Source organism: Halosolutus gelatinilyticus (genome assembly GCF_023028105.1).
GTDB classification, from domain to species: domain Archaea; phylum Halobacteriota; class Halobacteria; order Halobacteriales; family Natrialbaceae; genus Halosolutus; species Halosolutus gelatinilyticus.
In genome coordinates this window covers 3,462,221-3,478,313 of sequence record NZ_CP095491.1, presented here as the reverse complement: position 1 = coordinate 3,478,313, position 16,093 = coordinate 3,462,221, and the positions used below count along the sequence as shown (strand labels likewise).

The 16,093-nt window shown below is 63.5% G+C and carries 13 protein-coding genes, 1 tRNA gene and 2 rRNA genes; 6 read left to right on the top strand and 10 right to left on the bottom strand.

From position 1 onward, the window contains the following. Positions 1-78 precede the first annotated feature (78 nt). From MUH00_RS17045 to MUH00_RS17025, 5 genes are all read right to left on the bottom strand, one after another. Positions 79-2,997 (bottom strand): 23S ribosomal RNA (locus MUH00_RS17045). 230 nt (positions 2,998-3,227) lie between these two features. After that, a tRNA-Ala gene (locus tag MUH00_RS17040) sits at positions 3,228-3,299 on the bottom strand. 136 nt (positions 3,300-3,435) lie between these two features. Further along, positions 3,436-4,907, bottom strand: a 16S ribosomal RNA gene (locus tag MUH00_RS17035). The 16S and 23S rRNA genes sit together here with 1 tRNA gene alongside, the layout of an rRNA operon. Before the next feature lie 877 nt (positions 4,908-5,784). Next, complete coding sequence (locus tag MUH00_RS17030; RefSeq protein WP_247000637.1) at positions 5,785-7,143, bottom strand: metallophosphoesterase; 1,359 nt, start codon at positions 7,141-7,143, stop codon at positions 5,785-5,787. A gap of 69 nt (positions 7,144-7,212) precedes the next feature. Continuing rightward, positions 7,213-7,845 carry a metal-dependent hydrolase gene (locus tag MUH00_RS17025; protein ID WP_247000635.1) on the bottom strand — a complete coding sequence of 211 codons (633 nt, stop codon included), beginning with the start codon at positions 7,843-7,845 and terminating at the stop codon, positions 7,213-7,215. Between the two features lie 200 nt (positions 7,846-8,045). Here MUH00_RS17025 and MUH00_RS17020 point away from each other — a divergent pair, with 200 nt between their 5' ends. From MUH00_RS17020 to MUH00_RS17000, 5 genes are all read left to right on the top strand, one after another. Beyond that, entirely contained in the window at positions 8,046-8,261 is a 216-nt protein-coding gene (locus MUH00_RS17020) for a hypothetical protein (protein ID WP_247000633.1), read from the top strand. 66 nt (positions 8,262-8,327) lie between these two features. Then, positions 8,328-9,620 (top strand): histidinol dehydrogenase, encoded by a 1,293-nt coding sequence (gene hisD / locus MUH00_RS17015; RefSeq protein ID WP_247000631.1) that lies wholly within the window; start codon positions 8,328-8,330, stop codon positions 9,618-9,620. A gap of 101 nt (positions 9,621-9,721) precedes the next feature. After that, entirely contained in the window at positions 9,722-9,937 is a 216-nt protein-coding gene (locus MUH00_RS17010; protein WP_247000630.1) for a hypothetical protein, read from the top strand. Positions 9,938-10,178: 241 nt separating this feature from the next. Beyond that, the gene (locus tag MUH00_RS17005) at positions 10,179-10,553 is read left to right on the top strand and encodes a HesB/IscA family protein (RefSeq protein ID WP_247000628.1); all 375 of its coding nucleotides are present in this window, start codon (positions 10,179-10,181) and stop codon (positions 10,551-10,553) included. 98 nt (positions 10,554-10,651) lie between these two features. Then, positions 10,652-11,545, top strand: coding sequence for a polysaccharide deacetylase family protein (locus tag MUH00_RS17000; RefSeq protein WP_247000626.1), 894 nt, complete (start codon positions 10,652-10,654; stop codon positions 11,543-11,545). Between the two features lie 55 nt (positions 11,546-11,600). Here MUH00_RS17000 and MUH00_RS16995 read toward each other — a convergent pair whose 3' ends face one another. The 4 genes from MUH00_RS16995 to MUH00_RS16980 form a co-directional block, all read right to left on the bottom strand. Continuing rightward, positions 11,601-11,801 (bottom strand): dodecin, encoded by a 201-nt coding sequence (locus tag MUH00_RS16995; RefSeq protein WP_247000624.1) that lies wholly within the window; start codon positions 11,799-11,801, stop codon positions 11,601-11,603. 90 nt (positions 11,802-11,891) lie between these two features. Next, positions 11,892-12,551 carry a DUF2238 domain-containing protein gene (locus MUH00_RS16990; RefSeq protein ID WP_247000622.1) on the bottom strand — a complete coding sequence of 220 codons (660 nt, stop codon included), beginning with the start codon at positions 12,549-12,551 and terminating at the stop codon, positions 11,892-11,894. Beyond that, on the bottom strand, positions 12,544-13,155 hold the full coding sequence (locus tag MUH00_RS16985) for a hypothetical protein (RefSeq protein WP_247000620.1): 612 nt from the start codon (positions 13,153-13,155) through the stop codon (positions 12,544-12,546). Before MUH00_RS16985 ends, MUH00_RS16990 begins: the two co-directional genes overlap by 8 nt. Before the next feature lie 79 nt (positions 13,156-13,234). Next, a complete protein-coding gene (locus MUH00_RS16980; protein WP_247000618.1) occupies positions 13,235-14,218 on the bottom strand; it encodes a metal-dependent hydrolase in 984 nt (327 codons plus the stop codon). A gap of 189 nt (positions 14,219-14,407) precedes the next feature. On the opposite strand from MUH00_RS16980, the gene MUH00_RS16975 reads away from it, so the two are divergent. Then, positions 14,408-15,613 carry a pyridoxal-phosphate-dependent aminotransferase family protein gene (locus tag MUH00_RS16975; RefSeq protein ID WP_247000616.1) on the top strand — a complete coding sequence of 402 codons (1,206 nt, stop codon included), beginning with the start codon at positions 14,408-14,410 and terminating at the stop codon, positions 15,611-15,613. Positions 15,614-15,645: 32 nt separating this feature from the next. Here the strand turns inward: MUH00_RS16975 and MUH00_RS16970 are convergent, their stop codons facing one another. Beyond that, positions 15,646-15,951 carry a DUF7116 family protein gene (locus tag MUH00_RS16970; RefSeq protein WP_247003996.1) on the bottom strand — a complete coding sequence of 102 codons (306 nt, stop codon included), beginning with the start codon at positions 15,949-15,951 and terminating at the stop codon, positions 15,646-15,648. Between the last annotated feature and the right edge of the window lie 142 nt (positions 15,952-16,093).

Here is a 16,093-nt window from a genome sequence, read left to right as displayed (position 1 = left end):
ACCGTAATGTGCGTGTAGTCCAGTTTACGTCTGGACCCGTTTCCGGGCCAGTGCAGATCCAATGTAACGTAATGTATGATTGTGTGGCTTGATCGGTTAGTGCTCGCGGGCTCAACACCTCGTTGCCTTGGTGCGTACACCCCGAGTCTATCGAACTCGTCTTCTACGAGTGATCTCGGTGGTTCCTCTTTTCCAGGTGGGTTTCGAGCTTAGATGCGTTCAGCTCTTACCCCGTGGTGCGTAGCTGCCCGGCACGTGCTCTTTCGAACAGCCGGTAGACTAGTGGCACCCATTCGTAGTTCCTCTCGTACTATACGAACGTTCCCGTCAGGAACCTCACACCCCCAATAGATAGCAGCCGACCTGTCTCACGACGGTCTAAACCCAGCTCACGACCTCCTTTAATAGGCGAACAACCTCACCCTTGGCCGATGCTGCACGGCCAGGATGGAGGGAACCGACATCGAGGTAGCAAGCCACCCGGTCGATATGTGCTCTTGCGGGTGACGACTCTGTTATCCCTAAGGTAGCTTTTCTGTCAGCAATTGCCCGCATCTATCGGGCTAATTGGTTCGCTAGACCACGCTTTCGCGTCAGCGTCCCTTGTTGTGCAGGACACTGTCAGGCTTCCGTTTGCTCTTGCGCTCTGTTCCGGGTCTCCGACCCGGATGAGGAAACCTTGGGGCGCGCTCGATATCTTTTCAAGCGCGTACCGCCCCAGTCAAACTGCCCGGCTACCGGTGTCCTCCTCCCGGAGTGAGAGTCACAGTCACCATCGGGTAGTATTTCAGTGATGGCTCGGTGGCCCGCTGGCGCGGGTACCTGTGTAACGCCTCCTACCTATGCTGCACAATGGCGACCATGTCTCAGCGACAGCCTGCAGTAAAGCTCTATAGGGTCTTCGCTTCCCCTTGGGGGTCTCCAGACTCCGCACTGGAACGTACAGTTCACCGGGCCCAACGTTGGGACAGTGGCGCTCTCGTTGATCCATTCATGCAAGCCGCTACTGAAGCGGCAAGGTACTACGCTACCTTAAGAGGGTCATAGTTACCCCCGCCGTTAACAGGTCCTTCGTCCCCTTGTACGGGGTGTTCAGATACCTGCACTGGGCAGGATTCAGTGACCGTACGAGTCCTTGCGGATTTGCGGTCACCTATGTTGTTACTAGACAGTCGGAGCGCCCGAGTCACTGCGACCTGCCTCTTTCCGAGGCAGGCATCCCTTATTGCGAACGTACGGGACTAACTTGCCGAATTCCCTAACGTCGGTTATTCCCGACAGACCTTGGCTTTCGCTGCCACGAGTACCTGTGTCGGATCTCGGTACGGACAGTGTGCTCGCCTTTTCACGGGCTCTAGGTTGACCTGACTTGCGCTATCCAGCCATTCGATCGCTTCGTGCCATTACGGCTTCCACGGTCTTCGACTGTTCGACTGGGCGAAGGCCCAGCTCAGGCGGTCCCAAAGCGTCGGCTTTGAGTGCACACTGGCATAGGACTATTAACCTATTTCCCAATTTGTCGTATTCGACTTACGGTACGACTTAGGACCGGCTAACCCTCAGCTGATTAGCATTGCTGAGGAACCCTTACTCGTTCGGCCGTCGGGGTTCTCACCCGACTCACGCTGCTACTATGACCAGGATTTTCGTTACTGCACGGTCCACACGACTTCTCAGCCGTGCTTCCGCCCGAACAGAACGCCGACCTACGCGATTGCCCGCTTATGGGCACGGCTAGGTCTCGGTGGTGGACTTGAGCCCCGATCATTTTCGGCGCCGCAAACCTCGGCCGGTAAGCTGTTACGCTTTTCTTAGAGGGTAGCTGCTTCTAAGCTCACCTCCCGGCTGTCTAGGGCTTGCGACCACCTTCGATCGCACTTAGTCCACACTTGGGGACCTTAACCCAGCTCTGGGTTGTCTCCCTCACGGTACACAGGCTTACCCCGCGCACCGGACTCCCCGCGTCGACGGCGTCCGTAAGTTCGGAGTTGGACAGGGGGGCACACTCCTCTCGGAGTGCGATCCCCCAATCCGTCGCTCTACCTCACGGACTACCTTAACGGAGGTCATGCTTCGACATGTTTCGGTCGGAACCAGCTGTTTCCGGATTCGATGGGCCTTTCACCCCTAGACGCAGGTCACGCGAGGGTATTGTAGGACACCAACGCTAACGGGCCTCCACGTGGCTTTCGCCACGCTTCACCCTGCCTGAGTCTAGATCATCCGGTTTCGGGTCGTGCCCGTTTGACTCCCCGCGCTTGAACACGGTGGCCCTCGTCGTAAGACTGCGGCCATATCGGTTTCCCTACGCCTTCCCCGATGATCGGGTTAGACTCGTCAAACAGGCACACTCCCTGGTTCGTTTTTCAAAACGTACGACGGAACTTCGGCTCCCTGTGATTCCTACTGGAGGCTCGCACCTCGATCGTTTTTCGCAGGGCCTTGTAAGCCCCGTCGCTCTATCGCCAACTGATTTCACGCCCTATTGCACCTCCCTTCTCGGGGTGCTTTTCAGCGTTCGTTCACACTACTTGTTCGCTATCGGTCTCGAGGAGTGTTTAGTCTTCGCGGTTGATGCCCGCGGAATTCACGAGGAATATCCAATCCCCGCTACTCTGGAGCTGACTCGTCCGGTACTCATCTGCAGTACGGGGCTGTCACCCTGTTTCGCACTCTGTTCCAAGAGACTTCGTGCAGATTTTCGCGGAGTGATCGTCAGTCCGAACACCACATTGCCCGTGAGGGCTTCGGTTTGGACTGGGTCGCGTTCACTCGCCGTTACTAACGACATCGCGATTGCTTTCTTTTCCTGTCGATACTAAGATGTTTCAATTCTCGACGTTCCCCATTGCGCGAAGCAATTGCGGTGGGGATTCCCATTCGGAGATCCTGAGTTCTTCGCCTCCGTGCGGCTCCCTCAGGCTTATCGCAGCTTGGCACGTCCTTCTTCAGCTCTCGAGCCGAGCGATCCACCAGCTGGCACAGTAGCCACGTTCGTCGGATCTGGTATGGGTTACATCAGAGATGTAACCGAGTGACCCGGGAACGGGTCCAGTGGACGCCTGGACTACACGTACACACGGTCTCATCTGCACGCTTGGAGACTGCCAAGCGTGCATTAACCCTTCCCACCCACGCTTGCGCGGAGTGGTGCATCGGTTATTGTCGGATTGGATCGTAGCGCCGTCTCCCACTTAAGGGACACGATCTCGATCCGCTCCGAGACATGGACCCACAGGGATTCGAACCCTGGGCATCCTCCTTGCAAAGGAGGCACTCTACCACTGAGCTATGGGCCCACCCTCTCACCGCCGACCTCGGCGGTGAGAGGTACAAACGTTAGCCTCGACAGTTCAAAGGTGCCCGATCGGCCACGCGACGGTCGATCGAACGGTTGGACGTGGTGGGCCACCCCGTCGGGGTGGTCCCGGTCTGTGGAGGTGATCCAGCCGCAGATTCCCCTACGGCTACCTTGTTACGACTTAAGCCCCCTTGCGAAGCCCAGATTCGACCCCTATCGGGGCCTCATCCGGACCTCACTCGGGTGCTTTGACGGGCGGTGTGTGCAAGGAGCAGGGACGTATTCACCGCGCCCTTCTGAGGCGCGATTACTACCGAATCCAGCTTCATGTGGGCGAGTTTCAGCCCACAATCCGAACTACGACCGAGTTTCGGAGATTAGCGCCCCCTCTCGGGGTGGCGTCCCACTGTCTCGGCCATTGTAGCCCGCGTGTAGCCCAGCACATTCGGGGCATACTGACCTACCGTTGCCCGTTCCTTCCTCCAGTTTGGCACTGGCAGTCCTCCTAATGTACCCATCGACCTCAAGGGTCATGCTGGCAATTAGGAGTGCGGGTCTCGCTCGTTGCCTGACTTAACAGGACGCCTCACGGTACGAGCTGACGGCGGCCATGCACCTCCTCTCAGTAGCTCCACTAAGCTCATCACACTGAGCTTCACAGCATACTGTCGGTGCTGGTGAGATGTCCGGCGTTGAGTCCAATTAAACCGCAGGCTCCTCCGGTTGTAGTGCTCCCCCGCCAATTCCTTTAAGTTTCATCCTTGCGGACGTACTTCCCAGGCGGTCTGCTTCTCGGCTTCCCTACGGCACAACACAGGCTCGTAGCCTGTGTCACACCTAGCAGACATCGTTTACAGCTAGGACTACCCGGGTATCTAATCCGGTTCGTGACCCTAGCTTTCGTCCCTCACCGTCGGATCCGTCCTCCTGAGGCGCTTTCGCCACCGGTGGTCCGTCCAGGATTACAGGATTTCACTCCTACCCCGGACGTACCCCTCAGGTCTTCCGGTCCCAAGCCAGACAGTTTCCACCGGACGCCTCTCCGTTAGGCGGAGAGATTTCCCGATGGACTTGACTGGCCAGCTACGGACGCTTTAGGCCCAATAATAGCGGTCATCACTTGTGCTGCCGGTATTACCGCGGCGGCTGGCACCGGTCTTGCCCAGCACTTATTCGTGTACCACCTTACGGTACACAAAAGCGAGGACGATATGCCCTCGCACCTGGAGTCCCCTTATCGCACTGTCGTGCAGTGTAAAGGTTTCGCGCCTGCTGCGCCCCGTAGGGCCCGGTATCTTGTCTCAGATACCGTCTCCGGGCTCTTGCTCTCACAACCCGTACCGATTATCGGCACGGTGGGCCGTTACCCCACCGTCTACCTAATCGGCCGCAGCCACATCCTGTCGCGCCGGAGCGTTTCGAGCTCTCTGCAGTTCCAGCAGGAGAGCCGTATGCGGTATTAGCCTCAGTTTCCCGAGGTTATCCCGCTCGACAGGGTAGTTTGGCCACGTGTTACTGAGCTATCTGCCACGAGTCTGAACTCGTGCGACTAGCATGGCTAAATCGGACTCCACTAGCAATGACCTCCGGCAGGATCAACCGGAATGCTATTCCCCGAGCGAACTCGGGGGTTGGCGGTGAATGTTGGTACACACTCACACTAATGGTCCAATCGTTCGATAACGCGGATCGGATGACCGATCGGGCGTCACCGAACTGTCGAGGCTAACATCAGATCCCATCTGTACGGCGGACCGCAGGGGTGGAATCCTCATTTCCTTCGGACGTAATTGTAGTCCACCGGAGTATATAACCCCTTTGAACCCGATTCGTCCGATCGACGAGGCGTCGAGCGCCTCGTCCGTCACATCGTATCCGAGCGCCCTTGTACACTTAAAGGCAACGGATCGATCCCGCGCCGAAAACAGCATCCGGCATGGGTTTGTGCGTATCATTTCGTACGCGCCCCGAGTATATAAGGGCGTCGTGTCGAAGCGGCGTCGATCGCAGCTCGATCCGGCGCCTCGCGAGCGCGGCGGCGGCAGCGGAAGCCGTGGCCGCGAAACGAGGGGTGGATACGGTGCCTGCCTCCGTGCTGGGACACAGCCGGAGGGGACGCGGCCTGCGCCACGTCGTTCGCATTATCACCGAAGCCCGGGTCCCTACATAAGGCCGTCGTCTCGGTGGTCGCCTGTCCTACGTTGGTCATTCTCGAGGTAGTGCGGTTCCGACCGACGGAGATCGTCCGCGGGCTGCCGATCGAGGCGCCACAGACGAGGGTGGTGCGTCGACACTACGCCGAGTCGGTCAAAAGCGGACGTGTTCGATCGTCCGTACGTGCGACGTCGGACCTGGACGTCGAACGACGGCTGCCGTTTCGACGCGACTCTCCGGTGACCGCAGAGAACGCGCTCCGAGCGTCTACGCGTTCACCGACGGCGATCGAGCGGTGAGCGTCGGCCGTGGAGTGAACATCGTATGCGTCAGTCGTCGCCGTCGGCGGGCACTCCGTCGGCCGCCGAATCGAGAGTGGGGCGGACGATGGTCCGATCGGGAAGCGATGGCTTGCTCGGTGGAGCGGGCGCAACGAGTCGTTCGGTTAGCGTCAACTCCTCCGCGGCCGGATCCGGTTTCTCGATGCCGTGGCACTCGACCGCGACGCCGTCGGAAGCGGCCGTAACCCGTACGTAGTACAGCTGAAAGGAGGGGTAGAACACGGGCGGAAGCAGACCGAACCGCGCCGGCTGGCGGTGGAGGCGCTTGAGCCAGGTCCCCGTGTTGACGACGAGCCGATCGCCCAGTTCGGTCACCGAAGGGCGGTGGGTGTGGCCGTAGATGAAGACCGCGGTCTCCGGCCGGTCAGCGAACACGCGTCGCGCGGCCGCGAGGTACTGCTCGTCCGGATCAGTCGGCGCGTCGTCCTTGACGATCCCGAACCGGTTCAGGGTCCGTTTGGCGTCGAGAGCGAAGAACAGCAGTGGGATGGAAACGAGGACCAGGAGTCCGACGACGGCGAGGGCGACTGCGCCGATGAGTTCCACGGCCGAGCCAACGACTCCGAGCCGGCCGAGGAGGGACTCTAGCAGGGCGACCGGTGCCGACCAGATGCCCGCGTAGTCGAGAGCGACCGGCACGAGCAACCAGAGACACAGGTTGAAAAGTAGGAGAAAGGGAAGGGACGCGTACCGGAGCAGCGGATTCATCTCGCGGTAGAAGTACTTGGACGTGATCCACTCGGGGATCAGATCGAGCGGGACGACCGCTTGAATGTCCTTGAGCCAGTTGTAGCGACCGCGTTCGGAGAGCTGACCCGCCTCGGCCGTGACGTGACGGTTCACGTAGTAGCCCAGCGGGTGGGCGTAGGGGTTCCCGAAATCGGGAATCCGGTTGTTCGGGTCGCGTTGCATCCCGTGTTCGATCCAGATCGATCGATCGCCGACCTCGCGCGTGATCACCTCTTCCTGAACGATATCGACGTTATACGCTGCGAACCGCTCGGCGTAGGCGTCGTAGGCCGCGAGTTCGTAGTCGTGGTTGCCCGGAATGATCGTGATCGGCACGGTTTCGCCGGTCGTGCGGAGTTGCTCAAACAGCTCGGGATACCGCTGGAGGAGCGCGTCGAACTTTTCGATGCCATCGACGTCGGTGAACTCCCAGAGGCCGAAGGCATCGCCGTTGATTATCAGCTCCGCGTTCTCGTCGGTCGCTTCGAGCGTCCGGAGAAACGAGAGCAGCTCGTCGAGAAAATCGACGTCCTCGAGCGCCTCGTCGCCGCCGATGTGGAGATCGCTGATGAAGTAGTAAACCGGGTCCGCTCCCGCTCCGTCGGGGTCGGGCTCCATTGTGTGATAATCGCGAGCCCTGCTGAAAACGGTTGTCGTCGAGTCGATCGCCGCCCGGATCGAAGACGATCACCGATGCCGCGGCGATTCCCCTGACGAATCGCTCGCCAGCCCGATCGCACCGAGGGCGATCCGCTTTGCGCCCCGAAAACACTCGCGCAGCACGGGTGCGCCGTCGGCGAGCCACACCAGGACGGCGACCGCGGCGAGGGCGAGCTGGAGTCGAAGGTACGTCGAGGGAGCACCGCTGAGGAGGTCCTGCTGATAGCGCCCGAACAGCTGAATGAAATTCGTCTTGAAGCTGGTGATCGGTTCCTGGTAGGTCGGCACCGGTGCGATCGGCCACAGCAGGATCTCGAACTGGACGACGCCGCCGCGAACGTAGCTGTCGAACACGTCCGCCGGGAGGTGCAACAGGTAACCCGCCCCGAAGGCCAGACCCAGCCGGGACCGGCCGGCCACCCGAGCGGCCGCCCCGATCAGGATCGCCAGGGGAACCGCGAAAAAAACGGAGTGGCCGAGCGCGTATCCGGTTTCGAAGATTCCGAACTCCCAAGCGAGGGGTTTGTCGATGAGATCCGGTAACACGGAGGCGAAGACCACCAGTACGACTTCGAGCCCGCCAGGCGAATCGCGGTAGACGAGCCGGACGAAGAGCGAATAGACGAGATAGGCGACGATCGCGTGTTCCCACGGCCACATACGGAAGAAGTGCGGCGGCCGTGGGATAGTAATGGATCGCCTGCCCACGCCGGCGATCGGAGTCGAGTCGCGCGACTCCGACCGTCGCAAGCGACCGGGAATGGGGAGAACGTCGCGATAACGAGACCTTACGGACCGGCGAGCGGGATCGATCGGCGGTTAACCGACACGATTTAGCAACCGGAGTCGGAATCGCACGTATGGACCGATCGGGGTTCGTCAAACTCTCGGTGATCGCGATCGGCCTCGTCGTCGCGAGTTTCTTCGTTCGCGGATTCGGTCAGTTGATCGTCGGTCGTCCCGCGGCGGACCTGCTGCAGGCGCCGTTCGCGATCGTCGGCTTCGCCCTGCTCGTGTATCTGTTCGTCAGGGCGACACTCGACGCCGTCGGCGTCTGGGAGGTCGAGGACGCGTGAGTTCGTCCCGTCCGAGGGGAGCGGCGTAAGGAAACGGTTTTTCGCGCGCCGCGCCAACGGAGAGCCATGACAGTCGACGTGCAGGAGATCGCCGATCTCGGACCGGGCGACCGCGCCGCGTTCTTCGACCGCGACGCCGGCATCGAGGCGATCGGCGGCGACGTCCGGGAGATCGTCGACCGGGTTCGCGAGGAGGGCGACGTCGCGGTTCGGGAGTTTTCGAGCGAGTTCGACGCCGTCGAACTCGGAAACATCGAGATCACGGACGCCTGCGAGCGCGCGTACGAGGAGATCGACGCGGAGCTCCGGGAGGCGATCGAGACCGCCGCGGACAACGTCAGGGAGTTCCACGAGGCCCAGGTGCCTGACGACTGGCGCGAGGAGTTCGGCCCCGGTCGGGAACTCGGGCGCCGGTTCCGCCCGATCGATCGGGTCGGCGTCTACGTCCCCGGCGGCTCGGCGGCCTACCCGTCGAGCGCGATCATGGGCGTCGTCCCCGCGGTCGTCGCGGGCGTCGACCACGTCGCGGTCGTTACGCCGCCGGCCGACGATCCGAATCCGGCCACGCTCGCGGCGATCCACGTCGCGGGGGCGGACGCAGTCTACAGCGTCGGCGGCGCGCAGGCGGTGGCCGCCCTCGCGTACGGCACCGAAACGGTCGCCCGCGTCCGGAAGATCGTCGGCCCCGGGAACAAATGGGTCACGGCGGCCAAAGCCGAGGTACGGGGCGACGTCGAGATCGACTTCCTCGCGGGCCCGAGCGAGGTCGTCGCGATCGCGGACGACACCGCGGATCCGGACCTCGTCGCGGCCGAATTGGTCGCCCAGGCCGAACACGACTCGAACGCCTCCGTCGTCGCCGTCACGGACGACGAGGCCACCGCCGATGCCGTCGCGGTCGCCGTCGACGAGCAGGCCGCCTCGCGCGCACGCGAGGATACCATTCGGTCCGCGCTCGACAACGACGCCAGCGGGGTCTTGCTCGCCCGATCGATGAGCGAGGCGATCCTCTTCACCGAGGAGTACGCGCCGGAACACCTCTCGATCGTCGCCGACGACGACGAATCGATCCTCGATCGCATCGACAACGCGGGGAGCGTGTTCCTCGGGCCGAACACCCCCGTCGCGGCGGGCGACTACGCCAGCGGGACCAACCACGTGCTGCCGACCAACGGCGGCGCGCGGGTCACGGGCGGACTCTCCGTCGAGACGTTCGTCCGATCGACGACCGTCCAGCGGCTCTCGGCCGAGGGGGTTGCTGATCTCGGGGAGACGATCACCACCCTCGCCGATGCCGAGGGGCTCGGGGCACACGCCGAGAGCGTTCGGCTGCGTCTCGCGGACGATATCGACGAGTGAATCCGAGCGAAGCCGAGCTTACCCGCCGCTGTCAGGTCCGAGAACAGGTCACCAAGGGGCGAACTGGTTTTACGTGTCTGCGGGCCGGAGGTACACATGCGATGGAACCGCGCGAGGTCGATCCGACCGACGAGCGCGTCCTCGAACGCAACTACGACTACGCACAGAAGAACGTGCGCATCCTCGCGATTTGGTACGATCGCGAGGTCGAGCAGATGGTCGAGTTGCTCGCGGAGAACGACGTTTCGCTGTCGGCAAACGACGAGCGGATGTTCGGGACGTACTACCGGTCGGTGAGGCGGCGATCGCACGTATAGGGCGAGTTCGAGCGATATCTGGCGTCGATCGGCGGGATCGGCGCCGTCGCCGCGTCCAACGGGTCGACGAGTGCCGACAGTATCGATCGCGTCGAGTACGTAACTAGATCGAGCAGCCGAGCGTATCTCGATCGCATCGATCGTACCGAACGGATCGATCGTGTCGGCCGGCCAACTCGGTCGCGATCGAACGGGTTCTCCCGGCGTCACAGTTAACATCGTTGCGCCGGTAGGGATGGATATGAGCACGGACAGTGTGGACGGCGGGGACGCGGAGACGCGCCCCCAGATCGAGATCACGGAGGATGCCGCCGACCAGGCCCGCTCGCTGCTCGAGCGGGAAGGGCTCGACGACGGCGACGCCGGTCTTCGTCTCTTCGTCCAGCAAGGGGGGTGCGCCGGCCTCTCCTACGGGATGCGCTTCGACGACGAACCGGACGACGAGGACACGATCTACGAACACCACGGCCTGCGCGTGTTCGTGGACCCGGCGAGCCTGAAGTACATCGAAGGCAGTATCCTCGACTACGAACACGGACTGCAGGCCGAAGGGTTCCACGTCGAGAATCCTAACGTCGTCAGCGAGTGCGGCTGCGGCGAATCGTTCCGGACGTAGGCGAATCGGCACGATCGTTCCCGAGTCTTCGATTTTCGATCGGAACCGTCACGATTGCCGTAGCGTACGCTTATGCGGATCGGTGTCGTGTAATACGTATGTCACGTGCAACCGTCTGCATCTCGTATCACTTCGACGCCGTCTCGACCTGGCTCTGGTCGTACGACTCGTGGGACATGCCGACGAGACACTCCCGCGGCGTCTTCGGCGCCGAGATCGGCGCCCACCGGCTTCTCGACCTCCACGACGAGTACGACGCCGACGCGACGTGGTGCATCCCCGGGCACACGATCGAGAGCTTTCCGGAGATCTGCGGCGAGGTGGCGGACCGCGGATACGATATCCAGCACCACGGCTGGACCCACCGCGGTCCGTCCACGTACGAGAGCCGCGAAGCCGAGCAGGCGGACATCGAGCGGGGGATCGACGCGATCTACGACCTCACGGGCGAGAAGCCGACCGGCTACGCCTCCCCCGCGTGGGACTTCTCCGAACACACCCTCGAAATCCTCCTCGACCTCGGCTTCGAGTGGGACTCGAGCATCATGACGTCCGACTTCAAACCACACTACGTCTACGGCGGCTGGGAAGCGCCGGAAGACGGCGCGTACGATCGCGGCGAGCCGGTGGACATCGTCGAACTGCCCGCCTCGTGGGAGCGCGACGACTTCCCCGCGCTCACGTACACCTGGTCGCGGCCCCACCGCATGGGGTACGTGAGCGAGGACTCGCTGTTCAGGCGCTGGTACGACCAGTTCGACTGGATGTACGAGCACGTCGACGGCGGCGTGTTCGTCCTGACGCTCCACCCGCAGGTGATCGGACAGGCCCACCGGCTCCAGCGCCTCGATGCGCTACTGGACCACGTGTCGTCGAAGCCCGACGTCGCCTTCTCGACGATGGACGAGGCGGCGTCGGCGTTTCGCGAGAAGAACCCCGATCCCAGCGCGTTCCGCGACGACTACTTCTTCTCGCACCGCGACCGGACCTGAGTCCGAAATCGGTGAGTCGACTGCCGCGCGGGTTCGCCCCGATCCGGTTCGATCATCACTCCTCGAGTTCGAACGCGACGGTGACCTCGGCCTGGTACTCCCGGTCCTCGACGCTCGCGATTTCGACCCCGAGCTCGTCGACCTCGATCCAGTAGACGTTCTGGAGCGTCTCCTCGGCCCGATCGATGGCGTTGTCCGCGGCGGCGTCGAAGCTCTCCGTGCTCGTCCCGATCAGCGTGATCTTCTTGAAGACCATATGTCGGAGAACTATGCCCCGAAGGGACGTAAAACCGCGCGTCGATTTCGGAGCGTGAATCGGCACACGGCGGCGTCAGCGAGCCGCAAGTCAGTCCTCGCGCGAATCGAATCGATCGCGGATCGCGTCGGAGACGTCCGCGAGGTAGACCCAGCCCCACAGCGCGACGACGAGGCCGCCGATCAGATCGAACACGAGGTCGAGCATGGTATCGTCGAGGCCGTACTGGGTGAGCACGGCCCCGACGCCGAACGCCTCGGCCGACAGGGCGATCGCGAACTCGAGGATCTCCCAGAGGACGCCGAACGCGAGGACGAAAAGCAGGATGAACACCGCGACGAACTTCCGAGGGAGATAGATTTCGGTCGTGTGTTCGTCGAGCGCGCGGACGGTCGCGTACCCCGCGGCGGCGACTAACGACGACGATAGCGCGTGGGTCATGTGGTCCCACCACCAGACGTCCCCGTAGAAGTTCGTCGCGGAGCCGGGGAGACCCACGATTCCGAACGCGTGGAGAAAGACGGCGGTGGTAATCCACAGCGTGAGACGCGGATCCATCGGGATCTCGTAATCGCGTTCGAGGACCGGCGGGAGCTGAGTCACGGCCAGCGCGACGGCGGTATTGACCACGATTCCGACGTTCCCGCGATCGACGCCGACGAAGAACAACCCGACCAGCGCGAGTTCCATGCAGTAGGTTAGCTGCCGCTGGCGGCGTCGGGACGGGAACCAGTCGATCCGGTTACGCATCGTCGACACCCGCCGCCGGGTCCTCGGGAAGCCGCGATCCAACGCTGACGAAGCGTCTGAAGTACAGTTCGAACACGACGCCGCCGCCGAGACCGGCGGTCGCGGAGTAGACGAATTCCCACAGTACCGCGTCGTGGTCGGCCGGGAACGGAACGTCGAGGACGCCGGCGACGCCCCACCGGAACAGCGCCCACAGCGCGGCCGCGGCCATCGTCGCGACGACGACGAAGACGACGGCGAAGGTCGGAGTCATCCGAACGGACGTAAAGGAGTGCAACTCGACGGCGAGGACGAGTGCGATCGCCGCGACCGAGAGGTACGACGTGAAGTGGCCGGTCACTCGGTCGGCGCCGATCGCCACCCCGAGCACGGGAAGCGCCGCCAGCAGCAACACCTCCCAGGGGAGCATGATCAGCGGCGACCGAAACGCGATCGGCGAGATCAGCGCGAGGACCAGCAACGCGGTTGCGAACGTCGCCCACAGAACGCCGCCCGTCACCAGTTCGCTACCGCCGACGGCCGCGATCGCGGCAACCAGCAGCCACGAGGCGGCCGCGTTGCGTCGGCCGTCCGCGATCACGTCTTCGAGTCCGATTCGGGACACAGTGACACCTACCGACTGGTCTCGCAAAAGCGTATGCGCTCGCCGATGAACGAACGCCGGAACGAGGCGAGGCGACGGGTCACGTGGGCACGACGACGAATAGATAGACCGCGCCGTAGGCGGCTATCGCCGCCGCCACGGCAGCGACGGCCGTGTGTGCGACCTCGAGAACCGCGTCGGGAGACGGGAGCGCGGCGGCGGTCGAACGATCGAGCGGCGTCGGAGCGCGAACGGCGCCGCAAAGGAGGCCGACGCCGAGGACGGAGAAGACGAAGTGGTACGAGACCGCGAGGGTCGGCGGCGTCGCGGCGAGCGCCACGAGCCCGTAGGTTGCGCCGATCGCGGCCCTGCGGTCGACGGACGCGACGACCGATCGATCGGTGAGCCGACAGACCACCGCGATCGCGAACCAGACGACGGCGAGTTCGATCGCGAAGGCGCCGAGAAGGTGTAGCGTCGGATCCGGGTGGAGGGTAATCCGGGCGGTGAGCGCCGGCGCTTCGAGCGGATAGAGCCAGTCCGGGGGCGCCCCGGTCACGAAGTCCCCCCAGGGGTGAGACCACAGCCCCCAGAGCGCCGCCAGGGCGATCGAACTCGCCGAGAAGGGGAGCGACCGGGCGGCAACCGCGGCGACGAGCGCGCCGCTCACCGCGAACAGCCCCGCTACGAGCGCGATCAGGGGACCGTCGGCGACGAACGAGAGCGCCGCGAGCGATGCGAGGAGTCCGACGGCGACGGTCCGAGCGAGCCGAACGCGGTCCGGGTCGCGGACCGCGAACAACCCGAACGCCGGCGCCGCAATTGCGCCGACGAGAAGCGAGTGTGTGACCGAACGGTGGACGGTCCGGCTCGCGTCCCAGAAGGCCGTCGAGGCCGCGAGCGCGCCGTCCTCGAGTTGCCACTCGGCGAGCCCGACGAGCGCATAGGCGACGTCGACGTCCGGAACGGTGGCGAACGCGCCCGCGACGACGCCGATGGCGGCAGCCCGACGACGGTCCCAGCCTCGCCGATCGGCGACGAGTGCCGCGACGGCGAACGCGAGCAGTGCGTGGCCGATGAACACGACGTATCGGGTAGGCGCGGGGGATTCTTAAGCGACTCGCACCCACGAATATCGACGGTGGCGACGGGTTTCCGCTCGCCCGCGTTGGACGACGCTGACTGGCCGCGCCCGACCGGACCCGCGTCGGTCGTCGGTCTCGATTTCGCCGCGGCGTGAACGTTTTTGGGGGTTCCCATACCACGTATCACCATGCCAGACGCTGACGGCTCGATCGACGTGTCGGAGATCGACGAACTGACCCCGCCGGATCGAACGCTGATGGGGCCGGGGCCGAGCGACGTCCACCCGCGGGTCCTGCAGGCGATGAGCACGCCGCTCGTGGGTCACCTCGATCCGTCGTTCATCGAGATCATGAACGAGGTCCAGGAGCTGCTGCGGTACACCTTCCGGACGGACAACCGGTGGACGATTCCGGTTTCGGGAACCGGCTCCGCCGCGATGGAGGCTGCGATCGGCAACGTCGTCGAACCGGACGATACGATGCTCGTGCCGACGAACGGCTACTTCGGCGGCCGGATGGCGTCGATGGCCCGTCGTGCGGGCGGCGAGGTCGTCGAGGTCGACGCCCCGTGGGGCGAGCCGCTCGATCCCGCCGACGTCTCCGACGCGCTCGCGGAACACGATCCGGACGTGTTCGGATTCATCCACGCCGAGACGAGCACGGGCGTGCTCCAGCCCGACGTCCCGGAACTGACCGCCGCGGCCCACGATCACGACGCCCTGGTGATCGCCGACACCGTGACCTCGATCGGCGGCGTCGAACTGCGCGTCGACGAGTGGGATATCGACGTCGCCTACGCGGGCCCCCAGAAGTGTCTCTCCTGTCCGCCGGGCGCGAGTCCGCTCACGCTCTCGGATACGGCGATGGAGAAGGTCCTCTCGCGCGAGTCGGACCCCCGATCGTGGTACCTCGACCTCTCCCTGCTGGAGGGCTACTGGGGCGACGATCGATCGTACCACCACACCGCGCCGATCACGAACGTCTACGCGATCCGAGAGGCGCTACGGCTGGTCGCCGAGGAGGGCATCGAACGGCGGTGGGCCCGTCACGAACGCCTGGCCGGCGCGCTGAAAGCCGGCGTCGAGGCGATGGGCCTGGGGATGAACGCCCCCGACGAGTACTGGCTCCCCAGCCTCAACGCCGTCCGCGTCCCCGAAGGGATCGACGACGGCGCGGTCTGTTCGGAATTGCTCGATCGGTACGACCTCGAGGTGGCGAGCGGTCTCGGCGACCTCGACGGGGAGATCTTCCGGATCGGTTGTATGGGCCACTCCGCGCGGCCGGAGAACGTCGTCTACGTGGTCACTGCGCTCGGCGACGTACTGGAGGAGATGGGTGCCGACGTCGATCCGGGCGCCGGCGCGACGGCGACGCGACGGGCGCTAAAAGAGTGACGACGGAACCGCGCCGCGACGGCGGTGCGATCCTAGACTGAGGCTCGCGGTCCTGGCGGAGCGCGCTCGACCTGATACTCCTCGCCGTCGGCGACGATAATCGCCCACTCGTAGTCCGGATTCTGACTGGTGAGTCGCCGTTCGAGTTCGTCCGCGTCCTCGGGTCGGGCGACGAAACAATGGAACTTCCCCGTTCCGGATGGAAGCTCGCCGGCCTCGAGTACCGTATTCACGTGAACGACTTTCCACTCCCGTTCTGCGCGGAACTCCGGACCGTCGCCTTCGACGGTGTAGCCCAGTTCAGCGAAAATCGACCTGGCCTGCTCGACGAGTCGCATGTTAACAGGACCCATTCGTGAGTACGTACGTCGGCATCAGGCATAAACGTTAGTATGTGACAAGGTTTCTCCGCAATCCAAAACACTCGACAACCCGTTCGGGAAACCGATCGTATTTTGTCCGCTACCGGACCCGATTACT

Coding starts and splice junctions, on each gene's coding strand:
- MUH00_RS17020 (WP_247000633.1), top strand. CDS start 8,046: ATGGACCGATCGGGGTTCGTCAAACTCTCGGTGATCGCGATCGGCCTC.
- MUH00_RS17000 (WP_247000626.1), top strand. CDS start 10,652: ATGTCACGTGCAACCGTCTGCATCTCGTATCACTTCGACGCCGTCTCG.
- MUH00_RS17025 (WP_247000635.1), bottom strand. CDS start 7,845: ATGTGGCCGTGGGAACACGCGATCGTCGCCTATCTCGTCTATTCGCTC.
- MUH00_RS17005 (WP_247000628.1), top strand. CDS start 10,179: ATGAGCACGGACAGTGTGGACGGCGGGGACGCGGAGACGCGCCCCCAG.
- MUH00_RS16990 (WP_247000622.1), bottom strand. CDS start 12,551: ATGCGTAACCGGATCGACTGGTTCCCGTCCCGACGCCGCCAGCGGCAG.
- MUH00_RS17010 (WP_247000630.1), top strand. CDS start 9,722: ATGGAACCGCGCGAGGTCGATCCGACCGACGAGCGCGTCCTCGAACGC.
- MUH00_RS16975 (WP_247000616.1), top strand. CDS start 14,408: ATGCCAGACGCTGACGGCTCGATCGACGTGTCGGAGATCGACGAACTG.
- MUH00_RS17030 (WP_247000637.1), bottom strand. CDS start 7,143: ATGGAGCCCGACCCCGACGGAGCGGGAGCGGACCCGGTTTACTACTTC.
- MUH00_RS16995 (WP_247000624.1), bottom strand. CDS start 11,801: ATGGTCTTCAAGAAGATCACGCTGATCGGGACGAGCACGGAGAGCTTC.
- hisD (WP_247000631.1), top strand. CDS start 8,328: ATGACAGTCGACGTGCAGGAGATCGCCGATCTCGGACCGGGCGACCGC.
- MUH00_RS16970 (WP_247003996.1), bottom strand. CDS start 15,951: ATGCGACTCGTCGAGCAGGCCAGGTCGATTTTCGCTGAACTGGGCTAC.